19 protein-coding genes are annotated in these 22,098 nt (G+C 68.5%); 7 read left to right on the top strand and 12 right to left on the bottom strand.

Annotated features, from left to right (window positions below):
- Positions 1–2: 2 nt before the first annotated feature.
- Positions 3–1,142, bottom strand: coding sequence for an FAD-dependent monooxygenase (locus tag CDO44_RS12665; RefSeq protein WP_087780563.1), 1,140 nt, complete (start codon positions 1,140–1,142; stop codon positions 3–5).
- A 157-nt stretch (positions 1,143–1,299) separates the two neighbouring features.
- Between CDO44_RS12665 and CDO44_RS12660 the strand changes: the two genes are divergently transcribed.
- Entirely contained in the window at positions 1,300–2,208 is a 909-nt protein-coding gene (locus CDO44_RS12660) for a LysR substrate-binding domain-containing protein (protein WP_087780562.1), read from the top strand.
- 6 nt (positions 2,209–2,214) lie between these two features.
- Here the strand turns inward: CDO44_RS12660 and CDO44_RS12655 are convergent, their stop codons facing one another.
- From CDO44_RS12655 to CDO44_RS12645, 3 genes are all read right to left on the bottom strand, one after another.
- The gene (locus CDO44_RS12655) at positions 2,215–2,430 is read right to left on the bottom strand and encodes a DNA gyrase inhibitor YacG (protein WP_087780561.1); all 216 of its coding nucleotides are present in this window, start codon (positions 2,428–2,430) and stop codon (positions 2,215–2,217) included.
- A gap of 64 nt (positions 2,431–2,494) precedes the next feature.
- Positions 2,495–3,250, bottom strand: a complete 756-nt coding sequence (gene zapD, locus CDO44_RS12650) for a cell division protein ZapD (RefSeq protein WP_087780560.1) — start codon at positions 3,248–3,250, stop codon at positions 2,495–2,497.
- A gap of 167 nt (positions 3,251–3,417) precedes the next feature.
- Positions 3,418–4,383: a LysR family transcriptional regulator gene (locus CDO44_RS12645; protein ID WP_087780559.1), complete on the bottom strand. Its 966-nt coding sequence runs from the start codon at positions 4,381–4,383 to the stop codon at positions 3,418–3,420.
- A gap of 126 nt (positions 4,384–4,509) precedes the next feature.
- Here CDO44_RS12645 and CDO44_RS12640 point away from each other — a divergent pair, with 126 nt between their 5' ends.
- Complete coding sequence (locus CDO44_RS12640) at positions 4,510–5,472, top strand: tripartite tricarboxylate transporter substrate binding protein (protein WP_087780558.1); 963 nt, start codon at positions 4,510–4,512, stop codon at positions 5,470–5,472.
- Positions 5,473–5,561: 89 nt separating this feature from the next.
- Here CDO44_RS12640 and coaE read toward each other — a convergent pair whose 3' ends face one another.
- Together coaE and CDO44_RS12630 are read right to left on the bottom strand one after the other, a co-directional pair.
- Positions 5,562–6,203 (bottom strand): dephospho-CoA kinase, encoded by a 642-nt coding sequence (coaE, locus tag CDO44_RS12635; RefSeq protein WP_087780557.1) that lies wholly within the window; start codon positions 6,201–6,203, stop codon positions 5,562–5,564.
- Positions 6,197–7,048: an A24 family peptidase gene (locus CDO44_RS12630; protein WP_087780556.1), complete on the bottom strand. Its 852-nt coding sequence runs from the start codon at positions 7,046–7,048 to the stop codon at positions 6,197–6,199. The genes coaE and CDO44_RS12630 overlap by 7 nt, the downstream gene beginning before the upstream one ends.
- A gap of 192 nt (positions 7,049–7,240) precedes the next feature.
- On the opposite strand from CDO44_RS12630, the gene CDO44_RS12625 reads away from it, so the two are divergent.
- Positions 7,241–8,062, top strand: a complete 822-nt coding sequence (locus tag CDO44_RS12625) for a copper resistance protein NlpE N-terminal domain-containing protein (protein ID WP_087780555.1) — start codon at positions 7,241–7,243, stop codon at positions 8,060–8,062.
- Positions 8,063–8,379: 317 nt separating this feature from the next.
- Here the strand turns inward: CDO44_RS12625 and CDO44_RS12620 are convergent, their stop codons facing one another.
- Positions 8,380–10,608, bottom strand: coding sequence for a TIM-barrel domain-containing protein (locus tag CDO44_RS12620; protein WP_087780554.1), 2,229 nt, complete (start codon positions 10,606–10,608; stop codon positions 8,380–8,382).
- 333 nt (positions 10,609–10,941) lie between these two features.
- Positions 10,942–12,840, bottom strand: a complete 1,899-nt coding sequence (mnmC, locus tag CDO44_RS12615) for a bifunctional tRNA (5-methylaminomethyl-2-thiouridine)(34)-methyltransferase MnmD/FAD-dependent 5-carboxymethylaminomethyl-2-thiouridine(34) oxidoreductase MnmC (RefSeq protein WP_087780640.1) — start codon at positions 12,838–12,840, stop codon at positions 10,942–10,944.
- Between the two features lie 73 nt (positions 12,841–12,913).
- On the opposite strand from mnmC, the gene CDO44_RS12610 reads away from it, so the two are divergent.
- The 3 genes from CDO44_RS12610 to CDO44_RS12600 all read left to right on the top strand — a co-directional run bounded on the left by CDO44_RS12610 (position 12,914) and on the right by CDO44_RS12600 (position 14,956).
- Entirely contained in the window at positions 12,914–13,786 is an 873-nt protein-coding gene (locus CDO44_RS12610) for an inositol monophosphatase family protein (protein ID WP_198951353.1), read from the top strand.
- Positions 13,787–13,895: 109 nt separating this feature from the next.
- Positions 13,896–14,612 carry a cysteine hydrolase family protein gene (locus CDO44_RS12605; RefSeq protein WP_087780553.1) on the top strand — a complete coding sequence of 239 codons (717 nt, stop codon included), beginning with the start codon at positions 13,896–13,898 and terminating at the stop codon, positions 14,610–14,612.
- Entirely contained in the window at positions 14,609–14,956 is a 348-nt protein-coding gene (locus CDO44_RS12600) for a cupin domain-containing protein (RefSeq protein ID WP_087780552.1), read from the top strand. Before CDO44_RS12605 ends, CDO44_RS12600 begins: the two co-directional genes overlap by 4 nt.
- A 37-nt stretch (positions 14,957–14,993) precedes the next feature.
- Here the strand turns inward: CDO44_RS12600 and CDO44_RS12595 are convergent, their stop codons facing one another.
- The 3 genes from CDO44_RS12595 to CDO44_RS12585 all read right to left on the bottom strand — a co-directional run bounded on the left by CDO44_RS12595 (position 14,994) and on the right by CDO44_RS12585 (position 19,396).
- Positions 14,994–16,340 (bottom strand): phospholipase A, encoded by a 1,347-nt coding sequence (locus CDO44_RS12595; protein ID WP_087780551.1) that lies wholly within the window; start codon positions 16,338–16,340, stop codon positions 14,994–14,996.
- 147 nt (positions 16,341–16,487) lie between these two features.
- Positions 16,488–18,179 (bottom strand): long-chain-fatty-acid--CoA ligase, encoded by a 1,692-nt coding sequence (locus CDO44_RS12590; RefSeq protein WP_087780550.1) that lies wholly within the window; start codon positions 18,177–18,179, stop codon positions 16,488–16,490.
- A gap of 41 nt (positions 18,180–18,220) precedes the next feature.
- On the bottom strand, positions 18,221–19,396 hold the full coding sequence (locus CDO44_RS12585; protein ID WP_158213275.1) for an aminopeptidase: 1,176 nt from the start codon (positions 19,394–19,396) through the stop codon (positions 18,221–18,223).
- A 170-nt stretch (positions 19,397–19,566) separates the two neighbouring features.
- On the opposite strand from CDO44_RS12585, the gene CDO44_RS12580 reads away from it, so the two are divergent.
- Positions 19,567–20,772, top strand: a complete 1,206-nt coding sequence (locus CDO44_RS12580; protein ID WP_087780548.1) for a M20 aminoacylase family protein — start codon at positions 19,567–19,569, stop codon at positions 20,770–20,772.
- On the opposite strand, the gene CDO44_RS12575 is transcribed toward CDO44_RS12580, so the two are convergent.
- Positions 20,738–22,021 carry a glycerate kinase gene (locus CDO44_RS12575; protein WP_087780547.1) on the bottom strand — a complete coding sequence of 428 codons (1,284 nt, stop codon included), beginning with the start codon at positions 22,019–22,021 and terminating at the stop codon, positions 20,738–20,740. The genes CDO44_RS12580 and CDO44_RS12575 overlap by 35 nt on opposite strands.
- Between the last annotated feature and the right edge of the window lie 77 nt (positions 22,022–22,098).

Here is a 22,098-nt window from a genome sequence, read left to right as displayed (position 1 = left end):
GCTCAATCGCCGAGCGCGACCTCCCAGGCGTCATAGCCATATACCCAGTCCGGGTTGGTCGCCTCCCGCATCCAGTTGTTGGCGCTGGACCCGGCCTGCACGGCCGAAGTGCGCGGCTTGCGGACCCGCTCGAACGTCCGGAAAGCGGCGTCGACGTCCGCGCCGCGCGCCTCGAGGCAACGGGCCAGCACGACCGCGTCCTCCAGCGCCATGGCCGCGCCCTGGGCCATGTAGGGGGTCATCGGATGGCAGGCATCGCCCATCAGCACGACGTTGCCCTCGCCCCAGCTGGGCAGCGGGTCGCGCTGGAAGATGGCCCATTTGTGCACGTCGGGGCACGCCGCCAGCACCGCGCGCACGTCGGGATGGAAGTCGGCATAGGCCTCGCGCAGCACGTTCAGGTCGCCCTTGGCGGACCAGGACTCCGGCGTAAGCCAGCCGGCGTCCTCGGGCTGGCTGGTGACGAAATAGACCTCGTCGCGCCGCCTGGTGACGTAGTAGATGACGATATGCCGGTCGGGCCCCCACCACTTCGTGCGCGACGGCCCGATGTCGAGCGAGCCCAGCCGGCTGGCGGGAAAGGTCGTCCGGTAGGCCACCCGCCCGGTAAAACGGGGCTTTTCCGCGCCCAGCAGCAGCTCGCGCACCTGCGAATGCACGCCGTCGGCACCGATGACGGCAGCGGCGTGCGCCTGCGAGCCGTCCTCGAATTCGAGCAGGACCGACCCGTCCCGCTGCTCGAAGCGGACCAGCTTCTTCCCGAGCGAGATGTTCTCTCCGGGCACGAGCCCGGCCAGCGCCGCATGCAGGTCGCCCCGGTGCATGGCCAGGAACGGCATGCCGTATCGCTCCAGGACCGCCTCGGCCAGCGGAAACTCGTTGGTCACCGCGCCCGTATCGTGCTGGCGGTTCAGCGACGACCGCGGCGCGAACGCGATCTCTTCCAGGCGGCCCCGCAAGCCGAGCCCATTCAGCACGCGCATGGCGTTGGGCGTCATCTGGATGCCCGCGCCGATGCGGGCGAACTGCTTCGCCTGTTCGTATACGTGGACATTCACTCCCTGCTTGCGCAGCACGGCCGCCGCCGCCAGTCCCCCTATTCCGGCGCCGATGATCGCGATCGGCAACTCCCGTTTCTTCATGCAATGCCTCCATAAGGCCGCCGCGGCCCGCGCGCCGCTCCATATGCGCGCGCGCACCCGGCGGAGGCGCCCATTATTGGCGGACGCCCCTATCGAGTAAATTACAGAACAGCACTAGCAGCTATAGAACTCTTCTATAGAGAAAGGAGTGTCCCGGATGGACATCAAGCAACTCGAGTACTTCGTCCAGGTAGCCGATGCGGGCAGTTTCACCCGGGCGGCGATGATGCTCGAAATGACCCAGCCCTCCCTCAGCAGGCAGATCCGGTTGCTGGAGGTCGAGCTGCACGAACACCTGTTCTACCGGAACGGACGCGGCGTCAGGCCAACGGAGGCGGGAGAACGCCTGCTGGAACATGCGCGGGTGGTCCTGGAGCGGCTGGCTCTCGCCCGGCAGGAGATCCACGATCTGAAGGCCATGCCCCAGGGCAAGATCGTGGTCGGCCTGCCGCCCCGGATCGCCCACCTGCTGGCTCCCAGGCTGGTGCGCGGTTTCCGGGAGCGCCTGCCGGGCGCCGCCCTGACGGTGACCGAAGGCTTGAGCGTGAGCCTGAGGGAATGGCTGCACGAGGGCCGGGTGGACGTCGCGCTGCTCTACGACCCCGCGCCCGGGGAGACCCTCGACTACGAGCCGGTTTTCAAGGAGGAATTGCTGCTGGTGGGACGCTTGCCCGGGCTGGGCGAGCGGCTGCCCGACTCGCTGCCCGTCGACGCCCTGACGGAATATCCGCTGATCCTGCCGTGCCAGCCCAATACCATCCGCGCGGTGGTCGACGCCACGTGCCGACGACGCGGCATTTCCCTGAACATCGTTGCCGAGGTCAATGCCGTCCACACGATGGTGGCGCTCGCCGAGAGCGGCGAAGGCTACGCGCTGCTGTCGGCGAGCGCGATCGGGCCGCAGTTGCGCGCGGGCACGCTGGCCACGGCGCGCGTGCATTCGCCGGCCATGCACAACAACCTCATCATGTGCACGGCACGGCTGCAGCCCTTGACCAGGCTGGCGCGGGAGACGATGCAGCTGCTTCGGTCGCTCGACATCCGCACGCTGCTGACCAACGCCTAGGGCCGCTCAGTTCACCGATTGCGGCGGAGGAAACAGGCGGCCCGAGGTATCTCCGGCCAGATCGTCGGTTTCCAGCGGGGCGCCGGGAATGGCGAATTTCTCGGCCGCCCATGCGCCCAGGTCGATCTGCCGGCAACGCTCCGAGCAGAACGGCCGCCATGCGTTGTCGGGGCTCCATGGCGCGGGCTTGGAGCAGGTGGGGCATTTGACTTTCTTGACCATGTCGACATTTTAGCGGCGTGGGCCGGCAAAGCCGCAAGCCGCGAGCCAGGGCGCGGGAGAAGGACTACAGGCTGTTGCAGAGGGTGAGCTGGAACGGCACGTCGGCCGTCACCGGCTGGGGCTTCATGTCGCCGCCCTGGGAGGAGAAGCGCACCGAAACCATGTATTTGTTGGCGCTGACTTCGGGAAAGACGCCGATCTCTTCATCGACATAGATGCGCAGCAACTGATAGGCCTTGCCGCCGAGCATCTGCTGGAAGGCGCCCCCTTCGGCCACCACCGCGACCTGCCGCCCCGATTCGCGCAGCATCTTCAGGACGATGGCCAGGCCATCGCGGATGGGCAGGAAGGGCTCGACCCACTGGACGAGATCCTGCACCCGCTGGCCGGCCGGCTTGTGCTTCCAGGCATGGTAGGAGGGCACGTCGAATTCGCAGGCGCCGCCCGGGATGGCCAGCCGGCTGCGAATGCTGGTCAGCCATTCGTTCTGCCGCAGCGGCATGCCGGTCTTGCCCTGGGCCACCAGCGAAGTGGTGGCCTGCTCTATGCTGGACAGCATGGCGTCCAGCGTCTGCCGGTCCACGCCGGGATGCTCGCGCAGCGAACTGAGGGATTGGCGATAGCGCTCGAGGTCCTGCAACAGATCGGACTTCAGGTCGGCACGCGCCGAAACGTCTAGGATTTCGAACAGCGTGGTCAATGCGACGTGATGCCCGCGGGCATCCGATTGCCGCACGAAAAAGAATAAATTATCGAAGAGGCTTTCCAGACGCAACAGCGTACGGACGCGCTCGTTGAATGGATATTCGTAAAGAACCACGTAGACCGTCCGGTATCGGAATTTCGTAGAACTATACCTGCACAGCCTGGACTGGGCGACTCTCGCCCTTCCCGCTTCCGAACCGGCCCTTGCCGCGGGCACACCTCGGAGCACCTCCCTGGTAGGTACGGACCCGGCGGAGGGAAATTTCCGCCGCGGTCCACCCGCTACTTTGAAGGAGGCAGCTCTTCAATGCGGTTTCGAGATGTGACGCCGGCACCGTCGGCCGCATCGCGCAGCGCCTCGGAAAACGCCCGGCTCAACGCGGTATCGGGAGCATCGCGATGGCGCAGCAGGCCGACCGTCCCCTGGCGCCGCGTCGGCAGATCGAGCGCCACCAATTGCCCTGAGGCCTGGAAGTGATCCAGCACCCGCCGCGACAAGGCGGTGAGAAGCTGGGCACGTTGCATGAGGGCCACCAGCATCGCCATGCCCACGGCCTCCATGCGATAGCGCGGCGCAGGCAGGCCCGCCAGCGCGAACTCGGCATCCAGCTCGCGCCGCAACGGATTGCCCTTGGGCGGCACGATCCAGCCGCAGCCCTCCAGGTCGGCCCAGCGAAGACCGCGGCGCCCGGCGAGCGGATGAGAGGGCGGCGCCGCCACCGCGATGCGTTCGCTGTAAAGCGGCGTGCAACGCAATCGGTCGTCGATGGCGTCGCCCTCGAGACGCGTCACCACGAAATCGAGCCGGCGCTCGAGCAGCGGCGGCAGCAGTTGGTCCAGCGTGGACTCGGTGATGCACAAGCGCGTTTCCGGCCGGCGGGCCGTCAGCAGCGCCACGCTGTCCGGCAGGAGGCCGGTCGAGACCGTGGCCGTGACGCCTATCGCCAATTGCCCGTCCGCGCCCTCGGCCATCAAGGCGATGGTCTGGTGCGTCCGCTCGACCTCGGCCAGCATGATGCGCGCATGCTCGGCCATCGCCGTGCCGAAGCGCGTGGGGACCAGCCCGCGCGAATGACGCTCGAACAGCGTCACGCCCAGTTCGGCTTCCAACTCGGCCAGCCACTTCGACAGGGCGGGCTGGGTCATGCAGAGGCGGTCGGCGGTATGGCTGAGATTGCAGGTCTCGGCCAGGCTGCTCAGCACCTCGAGTTGCCGTATGCGCAAACGCCGGGTCCAATCCATTGCCATGAATTTTAGATATGACAGTGCGGCATTTTATCATTTGAACGAGATACCTCCCCTTCCCATAATGCGAGCACGGCGTTTACAGATTGGCCCTGAAGCCAACCCGCCGCTCTCACGGAGACACCTCTCATGCGACCGCTTGCGCGCCTTTCTCTCGTTCTCGCCCTCCTCGCGGCCGCCCCCTGGGCGCAAGCGGCCGGCTATCCCGATCGTCCGGTCAAGCTGGTCGTCAACTTCGCCGCGGGCGGCCCGCTGGACACCGTGGCCCGGCTGATCGCCGAACAGGCCGCCCAGCGCCTGAAGCAGCCCGTCATCGTCGAGAACCGGGCCGGCGCGGCGGGCAACATCGGCGCCGAGTACGTGGCGCGCGCCCCCAAGGACGGCTACACCGCGCTGGTCAGCATCGACCACCTGCTGACGGTGAATCCGCTGGTCTACAAGGACATGGGACTGGACCCGTTCCGCGATCTCGTGCCCGCCGGCATTTTCGGGACCACCTCGCAGATGCTGGTCGCCCATCCCAGCCTGGGGGTGAAGAATTTCCGCGACTTTCTGACGCGCGCGGCGAAGGAGGACCTGACCTACGCCTCGGCCGGCCTGGCCTCGCCGGGCCACCTGACCTTCGAATTGCTGAAGGCCAAGACCGGCATCCGCGGCACGCACATACCCTACAAAGGCAACGCCCCCGCCCTGGCCGACGTGGTGGCCGGACACGTGCCGCTGGCCTTCGTCGCCTCGTCCAACACGCTCGCCTACGCCCGTTCCGGGGCTCTGCAGGCCCTGGCCTCTTCCTCTGCCGAACGCAACCCGCAACTGCCGCAGGTGCCGACCGTGCAGGAGCAGGGCGTGCCTGACTTCGACGTGCAGTTCAGCCAGGTCATCCTGTTTCCCTCCGGCACCCCGGCGGCCGTCATCGAGACCTGGGAAAAACTGTTGCGCGGAATACTGAACAGCCCCGAGGTCCGGCGCCAGCTGGACGTGATGGCGGTAGCGCCCTACTGGGCGGATGCGGCGCAAACCACGGCCTGGCTGCGCGCCACGCGGGAACGGTGGAAGGCGTTGATCGAGCGGTTGAATATGCAAATCAATTAGCCCCCTACGCGCTTACGCGCTCCCCCCAGGGGGCTCTACTTGCGGACGGCGGAGCTGGATGCGCTGTGCTCTGGGTCGGAGCGGGGGGCTTATGGGGATGGTAGCCGTTGCAGCCAGGCACGGTGCTGGGCCAGGGTCCGGTCCGCGAGCTGGGCGGGCGTGGTGCCGCCGTCGTTGAGAATGACGTCGTCGGCCACGGCCAGGCGCTCGGCGCGCGTGGCCTGGGCATTCATGATGCGGGCGATCATCTCTGGCGCAAGGCCGCTGCGGCGCTGCACGCGCTGCATCTGGGTGGCCTCGTCGCAATCGACCACGCAGATGCGGTCCACGCGTTCGCGCCAGCGGCCGGACTCGACCAGCAAGGGCACGACGAACACCTGGTAGACCCCTTGCCGCTCGGCCGCCTCGCGTTCGGCCTCCTGGCCGATAAGCGGATGGATCAGGGCTTCGAGGCGGGACTTGGCCTGCGGATCGGCAAACACCAGTTCGCGCATGCGGGCGCGGTCCATGGCGCCGTCGGCGCCGATCATGGAGGGACCGAATGCGCGCCGCAACGGCTCGATGGCCAGCCCGCCCGGCGCCGTCAGCGCGTGAGCGATCGCATCGGTGTCGATGATGGCCGCGCCTTGTGCCGCCAGCAGGTCGGCCACCGCCGTCTTGCCGGATCCTATGCCGCCTGTCAGGCCCACGCGCAAGGGCCGGCTGCCCGATGTATAGCCAGTGTTCACCATGCGAGGAGCTTAGCCCATAAGTCGCCTGCCAGCAGCGCGACGATGCCCGCGGCGGCGAGATAGGGTCCGAACGGCAGCGGCTGGTCGCGCCGCACCCGGCGGGCGACCATGAGCGTGCCCGCCACCGCGACGCCGGCAAGCGACGCGGCGACCATCACCAGAGGCAGGCTCTGCCATCCCAGCCATGCGCCGATGGCCGCCAACAGCTTGAAATCGCCATAGCCCATGCCCTCCTTGCCGGTCAGCAGGCGGAATATCCAGTAGACCGCCCACAGCACGCCATAGCCCGCCATGGCCCCGATGGCCGCGTCGTGCAGGGGCGCGAACACCCCCCACAGATTGACGAACAACCCTGCCCAGAGCAGCGGCAGGGTCAGGTCGTCCGGCAGCAGCGAGGTCTGCAGATCGATGACGGCCAGCGCCACGCATACCGCGCAGAAGGCCATCGCGGCCAAGGCCGTCCAGGCGATGCCGAAACCGGCCACGCAGGCGGCGAACAGCGCGGCCGTCGTCAATTCGACGAGGGGATACTGCCACGAGATGCCGGCGCCGCAATGCGCGCAGCGCCCGCGCAAGGCCAGCCAGCTCAATACCGGAATATTGTGGCGCCAGGCGATGGGATGCCCGCATGCGGGGCAATGGGAAGCCGGACGGGCCAGGTCGAACGGTTCGGCCGCGAGATCCTCGCCCTGCAGCTCCGCGCACTGGGCCCGCCATGCGCGGTGCATCATTTGCGGCAGGCGAACGATGACGACGTTGAGGAAACTGCCCACCACCAGCCCCAGCACGATGGCCGATGCATAGGCCAGCCATGGCGTGGCCGCGAGTATCTGCGCGAAAGACATAGAAAGGTAAAGAATCGCCGCACTGCGGCCCCACGCAAGCTTAACCGGCCCGCGGCCCCTCGCGGGCGACCCATGTGCGATAAATGTCAGCTTGCCTGGGCAACGCCAGGGAGGACGGCGGCGCGAGATCTCCGACATGCGGACAGGCGCAACAAGGTAGACTTGCGGTAAACCTCAAGAGCCGGAGCCGTCATGACCAACCCGCCCCTTCCGTCCCGCCCCTTTCCGTCCCGCCTCGCCAGCCTTGCCGCAGCGCTCGTCGTCGCCGCCGGCCTGGGTGCCTGCGCCATTCCCTTGCCGGACCGGCAGCGCACGAGCACGCCGAGCGAGGCCGACGCCGCCGTGCCTCCGCCTCCGGGCATGAGCCGGGAGCAAGCGGAGCAGGCGCCGACCATAGACCGCGGCGTGCCCCTCAGCCAGCCGCAAACCTTTCGCGGCGTCATTCCCTGCGCCGACTGCGCAGGCCAGCGCATTACGCTCACCCTGCTGCCCGACTGGACCTGGCGCATGCGGCGCGTGTATTTCGGCACGCGCGACAACAAGGACATGACCTTCGTCAGCGCCGGCCGCTGGCAGCGGCTGGTCGATTCCCCCGACCAGATCCGCCTCATCGGCGACCGAAACGAAGGCGGGCTGTATGAATTCATCTCCGGCACGACGCTGCGCATGCTGGACCAGAACGGCGAGCCCATCCAGTCGACGCTGAATTACGCGCTGACCCAGCAATTCGAGGTGGACTTCATTACCGAGACCTTCCCCATGCGCGGCAAGGTGGTATCGAAAGACGGCGAGACGACCTTCGGCATCTGCAGCACCGGCAAACGCTATCCGGTCGCCAGGACCGGGCAGGCGCAAGCGCTGGCGGACGCCTATGCCAAGCTGCGCGTGGCGCCCGGCACCCCTGTGCTGATGTGGATAGAAGGACACATTGCCCGCAACGGCGAACCGCCGCGCGAATCGGTGGTGGTCGACAAGCTCGCGCGCGGGACGCTGGACAGCCCCTGCGAGGACTAGCCCCCCCCTACGCCCTGACGGGCGCCCCCCAGGGGGCGATGCGAGCGGACTGGCGGAGCCAGATCCGCCGCATCCTGGGTCTAGTACCGCTTTCTTGGGTTGTGGCAGCTGCGCTTCGCTGGCTGCCAGCGCCAGCAAAGGTGTAGCGGCCTGAGAAATTCGCACTAGACCCAGGGCGCCGCGGATCCGGCTTTGCCGGTCCGCCAGCGCCGCCCCTTGAGGGGCGCGGCCACAGGCCGCGTGGGGTGGGTTCCCCCCCGCCGGTCCACCCGCATCGCCCCCTGGGGGGCGCCCGTCAGGGCGTAGGGGGGGGCTTTCTACCTTGCGCGCGAAATCCGCACCTCGGCGCCGCGCCGCTTCACTTCCAGCCCTTCGGACGGCAGGATCTTCAGGCCTTCCAGTCCCTTGGCGTAGCTCGATCCCTGCATCTGCATGACCCGGATCTTGTTGCGCATGACGCTGGGATTGTGCATGGGCATGCCGAACAGCCAGACTTCGTCCAGGATGCGGGCGGAGTTGAATTCGCCGGTGTGCTGGGCGGCCGGTCCCAGGCAGAGCATGTGCCCTTCGCGTCCGAATACGGGAAGGTGGTCCAGGCCGCACTCGAACGTCCAGGTGGTGCCGCCCTCGTAGCGCCAGCCGGTGCGCAGGTCCCACCAGGCCTCGCCCTTCGGGAAATAGACACGGATCTGGTTGCCGGGCTGAACCGCCGGCACCACCAGCAGGGCCGGCCCCAGCAGGTATTGCAGTTCGTAGGCGTGGGCCTCGGGATCCTCGGGGAACGACAAGGCCATGGAGCGCTGGACCGGCAAGCCGGTGCGGGCTGCGTCCTCGATCACGCCAAGCACATAGGGAATGAGCCGGTAGCGCCATTGCATCAGCGTTTGCGCATGCTGGAAGACCTCGTCGCCGAAGTCCCAGGGCAGAAGGCCCGGCACCGCGTGAAAGCGCAGGTGCGAACTGAACACGCCCGCCGCGAGCCAGCGCAGGTACAGCTCGGGCGTCATGGTGTCGAGCGGATGATCGGGCGAACCGATGTCGTGCGCATAGGCAGGCAGGCCGCTCGCGCCGGTGGTCAGTGCCGCGCGCAGGGACTCGGCCAGTCCTTCCCAGGTGTTGGGCACCGAGATGGACGCCTGCATGGGCAGGCGCTGCGCCGTGGGGAAGAGGTCGCGGCTCCATACCACGCCCTCGGGCGGCGTCTTGTTCCAGGCGGCGGCCTCGAACAAGCAACGCTTGGCCAACATGGGATAGACCGTACGCAGCCGGGAGCCGGTATCGCCGCTGCGGGCGCTCACCTCGTCGGGAATGTCGAGCTGAACGTCGCAGGAAACGGCATCGACGCCCTCGTCCATGATTTGCCGGATCTTGTCGCGCCAGAACGTCCAGACATCGCGATGGGTCAGGTCGAGCAGGCCGAAGGCCGCGCCCGCGCTCGCGGGAACGCCGGCAAAGACATAGGCCGAACCGGAATCGTCGGTAAGCAGCCAGCCTTTGTCTTCCAGTTCCGCGAACATGGGGCTGTGCGTGGGAACGCCGGGAAAGCCGGGGGCGCACACCTTGAGGTCCAGGTCCTTGAATTCGCCGAGACTCTGGCGCGGATCGGGAAAACGGCCGGCATCCCATTCGAGGTTCAGCTTGCCGCGCACTTCCCAGGCGGCGGGGGGCTGGAACGATACGGCGTCCAACGGCACGCCGCGGGCGCGCATCTCGCGCGCAACGGCGGCCAATTGCGCGGTATCGGTATTGGCGGCCTGGTGCAGCCAAGTCCCCATGCTCCACAGCGTGGGCTGCCCGGCGCGGCCGGTGAGTTGCGTGTACTGGTTGAGGATTTCCGCCGGTTCGCCGGCGAACAGGAACAGATCGAGCTGGGCGTCGGCAATGGTCAGCACATAGCTGGCCGGCGCGAAATCGTCGACGCCGATGTCATGGACGACCGATTCGGCGGTATTGACGTAGACGCCCCATCCGTTCGGGCTCCAGGCCAGCGGCAGCGCGCGCGAGGCCGGCTCGTCGGACACCACGCGCTCGGCGCGCCGGTCGAGCATGATCGTGCTTTCGCCCAGTCCGTAGACCGGTTCGGCGGGTTCGAGGTCGAACGACAGGGTCCAGGACGCCGGGGCGGCCGGATCCTCGGTGCCCAGCGGGAACAAGGACTCGTCGGCGGACGAGGCGAGCACCTTGCGCCCCTTGCGATACAGGGCCAGGCGCAGCGGCTGCGTCGCGATCTCGAGCGCGTTGTCGCCCTGGACGATGCGAAAGCCCGGCTGGCCGTCCAGTTCGACCTGCTCGACGGCGGCCTCGCCGATGGGTTCGTCCCGGGCCAGCAGGTCGTGCAGCGCCGCGGCGCGGGTGGCGGAGCCGGAAGCCGGCTTGCCGGTGGCCGCGGGCGTCCCCATGCTCAGCCTGAACACGCCCGGCGCGCTCGCTTCGACGAGCAGCGCCTGGCCCTGGTCCGTGGTGAAACGGACGGCAGCCGGGCTGGACGTGTTGAGAGACAGGGATTCCAGACGCTGGTAGCGGGAGGAGTCGAATTGAAGTGGCACAGGTTTCCCTCGATCGCTTTCGACAGATTGGCAATAGCAAAGACGCAACCTCGCGAGGCCCCGCTATCCGCCCCAAATGCTGCTGAACGCCGCACTTTTTCGCCAAAACCTCTATTTTGACGGATTCGGGGAGGCAAATAAACCATTGGGGGTCGCTCCCCCTCGCGCCGGCGCTCCTCTCGGGGGAGGCACAGGCGGACCGGCGGGCGGATCCGCGATGACCGGGCCGAGAAACGGCGGATGGCCAGCGGGGGAGAGCCGAGCGCCGCGCGCCCGCGGGCACGTCCTTTTTTTGCTGTTAATACCGCTATTTTCCCACGATTCGGCTCGCGCTCAGCGCCAAGCCACCATGCGGAGCAAATCCCCTTCCAGTGGCATGGGCTCTCCTTCCAGCACCGCGCCCATGATATCCCCGGCCAGCGCGGACCAGCTCAGCCCCCGGGAGGCATAGCCGGCGGCCACCCAGAGCCCGGGCGCTCCCGGCACTTCCCCGATGACGGGCAGGCGTCCGGGCAGCACGGCCCGCCAGCCGGCCCACCCCGCCAGCATTGCGGGGTCGAGCAGGCCATCCAGGCCAGGCAGCAGCCGGCCGGCCCGCTCCAGGTTGACGGCATGGCCTTCCTCGGTTGCCACGGCCCGGTCGGCGTCGTGCACGTAGGTGCTGCCGGCGACGCACCACCCATCCACCGGCGGCAGCACATAGCCGTCCCCGGCCACTACGCAGCGGGGCGCGCCGGCCAGGGCCTGCCGGGCAGGCAGCAAGGTGATCTGGCCCGCGATGCGTTTTTGCCCGAAAAAGCGCGCGGATACCCCGCCATGGCCGGGCCGGCCGCTGTCCGCGAGCAGGCGTGGCGCGTCTGCCGCATTGGCCAGGACCAGCACCTCGGCCTCGGCCAGGGTGGCGCCGCCGGCATCGGCGACGCGCCAGCGGCCTTCGGCCGGTCCCGGGGACGGGCAGGCCTCGATGCGGGCGACACGGCCGGCGCGCAGCTCTATGCGGGGCGCCGCCAGCAAGGCAGCGCACAGCAGGCGCGGTCTCACGCGCAGGCCGCCCGGAAAGAACACCCCTCCGCGCGCCATGGCGCAGCCGGCCAGGTCGCTTGCCTGCTCCCTGGTCACCGGCCGCACCCAGTCGGCGGGAAAGCGGAGCGTCTCCAGCATGGCATGCATCTCGGCTACCCGGTCGTCGGACTTGGCCTGCTGCACCGTCCCGCAACGGTCGACGATGCCGCCGTCCATCCAGGGCGTCCACCGTGCCGCGGCACGCAGCGCGCCGGCGCGTGTCAGCCGGGCGCGCGGACTGTCGTCCCTGGCCAGCAACGGAGTGAGCGCCGCCGCCAGGTGCCCGGGCTGCGCCGGCGGCTGTCCCGCGACGGCATCGAGCACGGTCACGCGCCAGCCGCGCAGCGCCAGGGCGTGCGCCACCCCGGCGCCCGCCACGCCGGCGCCCACGACCACCGCATGGCGCTCGGAAAAGACAGGCGGCGGAGCCGGGGCGTGGCGGCGCGGAAAGCGCGGAGCGAAGCGGGCCACCGTCATGTGGCGCTTGCCGCCGAAGCCCGGCCGCTTCTCCACCTCGAAGCCGGCGGCCTGCAAGGCCCGCCGCACGGCGCCCGCGCTGGTCCAGGTGGCGGCGGTCGCATCCGGCGCGGCCAGGCGGGCCAAGGCTTTCATGAGCGTCTCGGACCACATCTCCGGATTGCGGGCCGGATTGAAGCCGTCGAGGAAGAACGCGTCCGCGCCCAGGCTCAATTGCGGCACGAGCCGCTCGGCCAGGCCGAACGCCAGGGTCAGCGTCACCCGGCCTTCGTCCAGGTCCAGGCGATGCAGGCCCGGCAACAGCGGCGGCCACTGCGCGAGCAGTTGATCGGCCATCCCGCGCCAGTCCGGCGGCATTTGCGCCGCCAGCAATTGCGCCAAGTGCTCGCGGGCGAACGGATGGGCCTCCACCGAAACCACATGCAGCCGCCCGCAGCGCTGCGGATCGTCGCGCCAGGCCCGCCAGAGCGCAAGGAAAGTCAGCCCCAGGCCGAAGCCCGTCTCGCACACGGTGAAGCGCTCGCGGCCCCGCCACCGCGCCGGCAGGCCGTTGCCGGCGAGGAACACGTGGCGAGCCTGCTCGATCGCGCCCTGGGCGGCATGGTAGATGTCGCCGTAGCGCGGGCTGTAGGGCACGCCGCCCGGCTCGAACGCGGGCTGGGAGGGGATCAATGGCGTAAACACGGGCGCCATCATACCGCCGCCCCGTGTGCCGCCCGGCGCAACAAGTCTTACAGCGGAAGCAAAGTGGACGTACACTGATCGCATGAGCATCCCTGCCGCCCCCACCATGGACAAAGCCGCGCCGCTGGACCTGTTCAAGGCGCTGGAAGCCGCGGTCACCGCGGCGCACGCCGGCGCCGCCATCCTGCAGGCCTATGCGCACAAGCGTTCGGAGCTGGTCATCGACCTTAAGGCCCGCAACGACCTGGTCTCGCAGGCCGACCGCGAAGCCGAGATCGCCATCATCGAAGTCCTGCGGGCGCGCACGCCGCAGTTCGGCATCGTGGCGGAGGAAACCGGCGGCTCTCCCTCCGGGCCCGCGAGCTGGTACATCGACCCGCTGGACGGCACCACCAACTTCGTCCACGCCATTCCGCACTACGCGGTATCGATCGCGCTGGTGGCCCAGCAAGGATGCGGCATCGCCTTCGACGACGCCAAGGCCGAGCCGGGTCCGGTGGTGGGCGTGATCTACGATCCCTGCCGCGAGGAAATGTTCACCGCCGTGCGCGGCGTGGGCGCCTGGCTCAACAGCCATCGCATCCAATGCTCGCGCACCGGCACCCTGGCCGATGCGCTGCTGGCCACCGGCTTTCCCTACAGCGACATGTCCTTCACCGAGAACTACCTGCCCATGCTGCGCGACGCGATGCACGGCACGCGGGGGGTGCGCCGCAACGGCGCGGCGGCGCTGGATCTCGCCTGGGTGGCCTGCGGACGCTTCGACGGCTACTGGGAATTGCGGCTCAAGCCCTGGGACATTGCCGCCGGTACGCTGCTGGTGCGCGAAGCGGGCGGCCTCGCCTTCGACCCGTTCGAGCGGTCGCCCTGGCCGGAACAGGGCGACATCGTGTCCGGCGGCCCCGACGTCGCCCGGGCCCTGCATGCGCTGATCGGCCCCAACCTGAAGGCCTGACCGAACGGCCACCGCTGCCGTAACGGCAACACGGTGCTCATTATTCGTTGCTTGTTGATGCCGCCCGCCGCTGATTAACCTGCTAGCGGACGCCACCAGCGAGAACATCATGAGCGAATTCTTCCTATCCGCCGACCCATACCCGTGGCCGTTCGACGGCGATCTGCGGCCCGGGAACACGGCGCTGATCGTCATCGACATGCAGACGGACTTCTGCGGCCGGGGCGGCTACGTCGACCGGATGGGCTACGACCTGTCGCTCACGCGCGCGCCGGTCGAACCCATCGGCCGGCTGCTCGCGGCGATGCGCGGCGCGGGCTTCCACATCATCCATACCCGGGAGGGGCATCGTCCCGACCTGTCGGACCTGCCGGCCAACAAGCGCTGGCGCTCGCGCCGGATCGGCGCCGGCATCGGCGATCCGGGCCCTTGCGGGCGGATCCTGGTGCGCGGCGAACCGGGCTGGGAAATCATTCCCGAACTAGCGCCCCTGCCGGGCGAACCCATCATCGATAAGCCGGGCAAGGGCTCGTTCTGCGCGACCGATCTCGACCTCATCCTGCGCACGCGCGGCATCCGCAATCTGGTGCTCACCGGCATCACGACCGATGTCTGCGTGCATACCACCATGCGCGAGGCGAACGACCGCGGCTACGAGTGCCTCCTGCTCGAGGACTGCTGCGGCGCCACCGACCGCGGCAACCACGAGGCGGCGATCAGGATGATCAAGATGCAGGGCGGCGTGTTCGGCGCGGTAAGCGATTCGAGCGCTTTCCTGCAGGCGCTCGGCGTCGCCGTGGGGGAAGATGCGGAGGCGGCGCAATGAACCAGGCGTTGATACTGGCGCACGCGCTCAGCCGCGTGCCGGAAAACCTGGACTGGGGCATCTTGCGTCCCGGCGTCGCGGTGGCCTGGATTTATCGCGAGCCCGACGGCGGCCCGGCGGCCGCCTACCTGCGCTACGAGCCGGGCGCCTCCGTCCCCCTGCACCGCCATGCGGGGCTCGAACACATCCTGGTCCTGGAAGGCGAGCAGCAGGACGAGCGCGGGACCTATCCGGCGGGCACGCTGGTCGTCAATCCGCCGGGCACGCGCCACAGCGTGCAAAGCCCCAAGGGTTGCGTGGCGCTGCTGATCTGGAACCGGCCGGTGGAAATGATCGAAGCGTAACCCCGCGCCTTGGCGGCCTCTGCCCCGCCGGGGCCGGTCAGCGTATCACCATCAACCCGATGCGCACTTGCGACTTGGCGCGCACGTTGTAGTCCAGCAGGGTTTCGCCGTATCCGTTGAAGTATTGCACGTGCAGGAAACCGTTGAGCCTGCCGAGACCGAGCTTGCGCAGCGGATAGGCCATGTCGAGCTGCAGCGACCCCTTCTCGTGGCCCTTGCGCACCAGCGCCGACACCATCAGGCCATCGTCCTTGGCCCAGCGGAACTGGTAATCGACGTGGCCGCGGTAGTCGGCAATGTCGGGATTGCCCTTGCGCGTGGCGTAGTACTTGATCTTGGGGCCGAAGCTGAAGGTGCTGCCGTCGTCGAAGCGGTAGCGCAGCGTGGGCCGGGCATAAAGCGAATTGATCGCGCGCGAGGTGTCGCCGTCGCGGCCGTTGGACTCGTGCTCGAAGCCGCCGTCGAATCCCAGCGACTTGCGCCGGTCCTGCGATTCCCAGACGCGGTCGGACAGCCAGAAGACAGCGGGACGGTAGCTGCTGTCGCGAAACGGCGCCGAATTCGCGCCGATGTCCCACAGGGAGGTCTGGGTGTAGCCGAGATAGAGGTTGTTGAAGAAACCGGTCTCCTGGCCTTCGTCAGGCTGGAACAACCGGAACTTCAGGCTGATCTGGAAGCGCGCGTTGAGGTTGGGCCGCGCCCCGAGGCTGAAATACACCGGCTCGTAGGGGGACAGGGCGCTGCGGAAACGGTCCAGCACGGAATGTTCGTCGTTGGCCGCGGCAGGCGCCGGCCCTTGCATGGCGGTGCTGCGCAGCCCCTGGCCGCCGCTCAGGTCGCTCACACCCGCGAGCACGCCCGTATCCGGCACCTGTGGCGCCGAGCCCGGCGCGCGCGGATCGACGATGGGACCGATGGCCGGGGAACCGACGATCGCGCCTTTTTCGGCGGGCGTGGCGTCGAGCGCCAGCAGCACCGGCTCGCCCTCGATCGCGATGGCTTGCAATCCCCGGACGTCGGCAGGCACGGTCGCGGACCAGGACGCTCGCGAGAACTGTCCCACCGGAATCTGCAGCACCGCGGCGCCGCCATCAAGCCGGGCGGGGGTGCGCACCACGTGACCGGCGCTGTCCCGCCATTGCAGGATCAACTCGCGCGGCGCGTCCCACGTGGCGGTGGAGTTGCCGTCATTGAAAAACATGGCCTCGATACGGACGGTCTCGCCCGGGCCGGCCTGCAGGCGGTCCAGCCGGAACGTCACGCCGGCTTCGGCGCCATGCATCGGCGCCGCGGCCATCAACGCGCACGCGCCGATGGGCGCCAGCGCGCGGCGCAAGGCGCCATGCAAGGCCTTGCGATGATGGCCTGCCCTCTCACGTAGCATGAAGACTCCCGAACGGTGCCCGCAACGGGGCAAATGCCGCAATTGTAGGGGCAGCGCGCGGGAACCGGGGGCGAGATGCCCCACGCCAGGCCCTTCGGGCCGTCGTTGCGCCGAGGTGGCGCTTTTGCCTACGGGCTTCGCCCAGGCCTATGCGGCGTCGCTGCTCGACCGCAGCTCGCGGCGCAGGATCTTGCCCACGTTGGTCTTGGGCAGTTCCGTGCGGAACTCCACGTAGCGCGGCCGCTTGTAGCCCGTCAGCCGGTCGCGGCAGAACGCCTTGATGTCCTGCTCGGTCAAGGCCGGATCGCGCTTGACCACCACGACCTTGACCGCCTCGCCCGAATGCTCGTCGGGCACGCCGATGGCCGCGCACTCCAGCACGCCGGGGTGCTGCGACACCACGGCCTCGACCTCGTTGGGATAGACGTTGAATCCGGACACCAGGATCATGTCCTTCTTGCGGTCGACGATGCGGATGTAGCCGCGTTCGTCCATGATGCCGATGTCGCCGGTCTTGAAGAACCCGTCGGCCGTCATGACGCGGGCTGTCTCTTCCGGCATGTTCCAGTAGCCCGGCATGACCTGCGGCCCGCGCAACGCGATTTCGCCGCGCTCGCCGGAAGGCACGGGATTGCCGTCGTCATCGAGGATCGCGGCCTCGGTCGACGGCAGCGGGATGCCTATCGTGCCCGAGTACTCCTTGATATTGATGGGGGTGCAGCACGCCACCGGCGACGTCTCGGACAGGCCATAACCCTCGCACAGCGGCGAGCCGGTCACGGCCACCCAGCGGTCGGCCACCGATTTCTGCACCGCCATGCCGCCGCCCACGCTCACGCGCAGGCCGGAAAAATCGAGCGAGGCGAACTTCTGGTTGTTCAGCAGCGCGTTGAACAGCGTGTTGACGCCGGGAAAAAGCGTGAAGCGATAGGGCGACAGCGCCTGCACCAGTTCCGGGATATTGCGCGGGTTGGGGATCAGCACGTTCAGGCCGCCCGCGTGCATGCCCAGCATCCCGCACACCGTCAGTCCGAAGATGTGATAGAGGGGCAGCGCGCAGACGAAGATCTGCTGGGCGCGCAGCCCGTCGTCCGCCGCCGGCCGGTCGTCCGTCAGCAGCCAGGCATCGCATTGGAGGACATTGGCCGCGACGTTCCGGTGCAGCAGGATGGCGCCCTTGGCCACGCCGGTCGTGCCGCCGGTGTACTGCAGGAAGGCTATGTCGTCGGGCCCGACGTCGGGCCGCTCCAGCGGCCGCCCCGCGCCTTGCGCCAGCGCGCGCTTGAACGTCACGGCTCCGGGCAGCTGGAACGGCGGGACGAGCTTTTTCACGTGGCGCACCACCACGTCGACCACGGCGCCCTTCACGCCGCCCAGCAGGTCGCCCATGGACGCCAGAACGATGTGCCGGATGGCGGTGGACGGCAGGACCTTTTGCAGCGTGTGCGCGAAATTCTCGAGGATGACGATGGCTTCGGCGCCGCTGTCCTTGAGTTGATGTTCGAGCTCGGGAGCGGTATAGAGCGGATTGACGTTGACCACGGTATAGCCGGCGCGCAGCACCGCCGCGATGGCCACCGGATACTGCAAGACATTCGGCATCATCAGCGCCACGCGCGCGCCGCGCGCCAGGCCCAGCGACTGCAGCCATGCCCCGAATTGGCGCGAGAGCCGGTCGATGTCGCCAAAGGACAGCGTCTTGCCCATGCAGGCGAAGGCCGGACGCGCCGCGAACTGCCCGAACGCCTCCTCCAGCAACTGGACCAGCGACCGATAGCGTCCCGGATCGATGTCGGCGGGAATGCCCGGCGGATAATGCGCCAACCATGGTCTTTCCATTCGCGGTCTCCTGGTCTTGTCAACGCCGCATCGTCGCACGGCTATGGCGCCGATGATAGCCGAGTCCCCTGGACCCGTTCGGTTTCTTCGCGCAGCAGCCGCCGGCGCTCGGCGTACGGCAGTCGCGCGAGCGCACGCGCCTGTTCGAGGAAGGGCGCGAGGCTGCCGCTGCGGCACGGTTCGCAGCGGTCCGCCATGGCGCGCAGGGCCGGCACCCACTGGTGATAGGTGCCGATGGCCGCGAAGTGCGCATTGTTGAGGGACTGGGCGAACCAGCCGTCGTAGCCCGAAAAACCCTCCCATTTATCACGCTTGAGGCGCTCGTACCGTTGCCGCAGGTCCGCGATGATCTCCGCCTTGCGCGCCCGCCGCCGCTCGACCTCCTCCGGGGTCAGGTTGACGGGTTCGGGAGACGTGGGCGCCGGCCCCTGGCGGGCGCCGGCCTCGCCATAGGCCTGGGCCAGCTGGCGCCGCGTCTCCAGCAGCAGCTCGACGAAATCGCGCCGGCGGCGGTCGAAGGCCTCGTAGGCCGGCCGCAAGGCCCGGTGCTCCGGCTCGTTCAGCCAGCGCTCGACGCCGATCTGTTCGACCGCCGTCGCCAGGGACTCGTTGAAGGCCGTATCGTTCTTCGCATAGACGGCCTGGTGGGTCAGTTCATGGAATACCAGGCGCGCGACTTCGCCCGGCGGCAGCCGGATGAAGGTATTGACCAGCGGATCGGCGTACCACCCCAGGGTGGAATAGGCCGGCACGCCGCCCACGTGGACGTCCCAGCCCTGCTCGCGCAGGGCCTGCGCGGCCCGGCGCGCTTCGTCCTCGTTGTAGTAGCCGCGGTAGTCGATGCACCCCACGATCAGGAAGCAGGACGGTTTGAGGCGCAGCGACAGCTCCGGCGTGGCGAACACGTTCCAGACCACGTACGGGCGCTTGACGTCGGCATATTGGGTATAGCTGCCGTTGTCCGGCAGCCCCAGCTCCTGGCTGGCGTAACGGCGGGCGGACTGCGCATAGCGCAAGCGGGTGCGCAAATCGTCGGGAGTAGCCGGATCGGCCAGCACCTGGTCCAGCGGCCGCGCCGCCTGCAACAGCGACGAATGGCCGGCAATGGACTGTGCGTAATATTCCAGGTTGGCGCAGCCGGCCAGCGCCCATGCCAGAACCAGCGCGCAAAGGCCCCGCAGGCGGGCCGGGCGCGCCCTTCTCGTTACACTCGCCATATACAAGCTCATTGGTGATAATGAGTATGGTAACCGCCGGGCTATCGGGCACGAAGCCCCGGCGGCGCCGGACACGGCGCAGTCCCTTCGCCGTCCCGCCTTCGCGACCGCCTTGCACGAGGCGCGGCGCGCCCTGGCCGCGGGATGGCCACCATGCCAGGAGTTCCTAGATGCCCCTACTCGAACCCATCGTCGCGTTCCATGACGACCTTAAAGCGATCCGGCGCGACCTCCACGCCCATCCGGAACTGTGTTTCGAGGAACACCGCACCTCGGACACCATTGCGCGCCTGCTCGAAAGCTGGGGCATCCCCGTCGTGCGCGGACTGGCCGGGACGGGGCTGGTCGGCGTCCTGGAAGGCACCGACAAGAACGGCCCGGCCATCGGCCTGCGCGCCGACATGGATGCGCTTCCCCTGCAGGAACTCAACAGCTTCGCGCACGCCAGCGTACACCCCGGCAAGATGCACGCCTGCGGCCACGACGGCCATTGCGCGATGCTGCTGGGCGCGGCCCGCTATCTCGCGGCGCACCGGGATTTCCCCGGCACCGTCTACCTGATCTTCCAGCCGGCCGAGGAGGGCGAAGGCGGCGGCCGGGCGATGATCGAGGACGGCCTGTTCACGCGCTTCCCCATGGAGGCGGTATTCGGCATGCACAATTGGCCGGGCATCCCCGTCGGGCACTTTGCCGTGACGCCCGGCCCCATGATGGCCTCCAGCAACGACTTCCGCATCGTGGTGAAGGGCAAGGGCTCGCATGCCGCCCTGCCCCACCTGGGCACCGATCCGGTCATGATCGCGGTGCAACTCGCGCAGGGCCTGCAAACCATCCTGACCCGCAACAAGAAGCCGATCGATACCGCGGTCCTCAGCATCACCCAGATCCATGCGGGCACGACTACCAACATCGTCCCCGACGAAGCCGTGATGGTGGGGACCGTGCGCACCTTCACGATCGAGGTGCTGGACCTGATCGAGGCACGCATGCGGGAGATCGCGCAGGGCACCGCCCTCGCCTACGGCGCGCAGATCGAGGTCGACTTCCAGCGCAAGTATCCGCCCCTGATCAACCATCCCGAGGCAACGCGCTTCGTGACCGGCGTCCTGCAGTCGCTGGTGGGCCCCGAGCGGGTCGATGCCGCCACCGAGCCGACCATGGGGGCCGAGGACTTCGCCTTCATGCTGCAGGAAAAGCCCGGCTGCTACGTGTTCATCGGCAACGGCGACGGCGCGCACCGCGAGGCCGGTCATGGGCTCGGCCCGTGCACGCTGCACAACGGCAGCTACGACTTCAACGACGACCTGCTGCCGCTGGGCGGAAGCTTCTGGGTGAAGCTGGTCAAGGACTGGTTCGCGCAGCCTCGATCAGTATGACCCGGTAGTCGTTGACGTTGGTCAGCGTAGGGCCGGTCGTCACCAGCGTATCGAGCTCGCGGAAATAACCCCACGCGTCGTTGGCGTCGAGCCAACGCGCCGGCGTCACGCCGCGCGCGGCCGCCTTGCGCAGGCGATCGCTGTCCCACCAAGCGCCGGCGTTGTCTTCGCTGCCATCGATGCCGTCGGTATCGCAGGCCAAGGCGGAGATGCCGGCCTCGCCGCCGAGCTCGGCGGCCAGCGACAACAGGAACTCGGTACACCGCCCGCCCCGTCCGCCGCCGCGGACGGTGACCGTGCATTCGCCTCCCGACACCAGCGCCACCGGCGCGTCGAAAGGCTCGCCATGCCGCCGAATCTGGCGCGCCAGCGCCGCATAGACCTTGGCGACTTCACGGGCCTCGCCGGTAACGGTGTCGCCCAGCACCACCGCCTGGATGCCGGCGCGCCGGAGCACCCGGGCGCCTGCCTGCAGGCTTTGCTGGGCGGTGGCGATGATCCGGTTCTCGACCCGCGCGAAGACCGGGTCGTTTTCTTTGGGCGTCTCGGGATGGCGGCCCGCGGCGCCGCCCTCCAGCCAATCGAGCACCGGCCGAGGCGCCTGCACCTCGTGGCGCCGCAGGATGTCGAGGGCCTCGGCATAGGTGCTGGGATCGGGAACCGTCGGCCCGGATGCGATGGCCGAGGGATCGTCGCCGGCCACGTCGGACACGATCAGGCCCAGCACCTTGGCGCGTGTCGCCGCGGCCAGGCGGCCGCCCTGCAACTGCGACAAGTGCTTGCGCACGACGTTCATGGATTCGATCGGCGCGCCGCTGCGCAGCAACGACTGCGTCACCTCGCGCAGCGCCGCCATGGGCACGTCGGGCACGGGCAGGGACAACAGGCTGGAACCGCCCCCCGACACGAGGACGATCAACAGGTCGTCCGCCCCCAGTTCGGCGGCCAGGCGCAGGATGTCGGCGGCGGCCCTTTCCCCGGCGGCATCGGGCACCGGATGGCCGGCTTCCACGCAGGCGATGCGCTCCAGCGGCAGGCTATGCCCGTAGCGGGTGACGACCAGCCCGGCAAGCGGTGCGCCCGCCGGCCAGGCGGCCTCGACGGCCCGCGCCATGCTGGCCGCCGCCTTGCCCGCGCCGACGACGACGGTGCGTCCCCTGGGCGGGGCCGGAAGATGGCGGGCGATGATTTGCAGGGGGTCGGCGGCAGCGACGGCGGCTTGGAACGATTCCAGGAGAAGTTGGTGCATACGAGGGGAACGGCTGATGTCTCTTTTGTCGTCTCATTATGGCGGGTGGGCTCGGCTTGGCTAGCTGGATGAAATCC

The sequence above is a fragment of the Pigmentiphaga sp. NML080357 genome, from assembly GCF_002188465.1.
GTDB lineage: Bacteria > Pseudomonadota > Gammaproteobacteria > Burkholderiales > Burkholderiaceae_B > Pigmentiphaga.
Note: the sequence above shows the minus strand (reverse complement) of the source record. Positions and strands in the feature narration are given on the sequence as shown.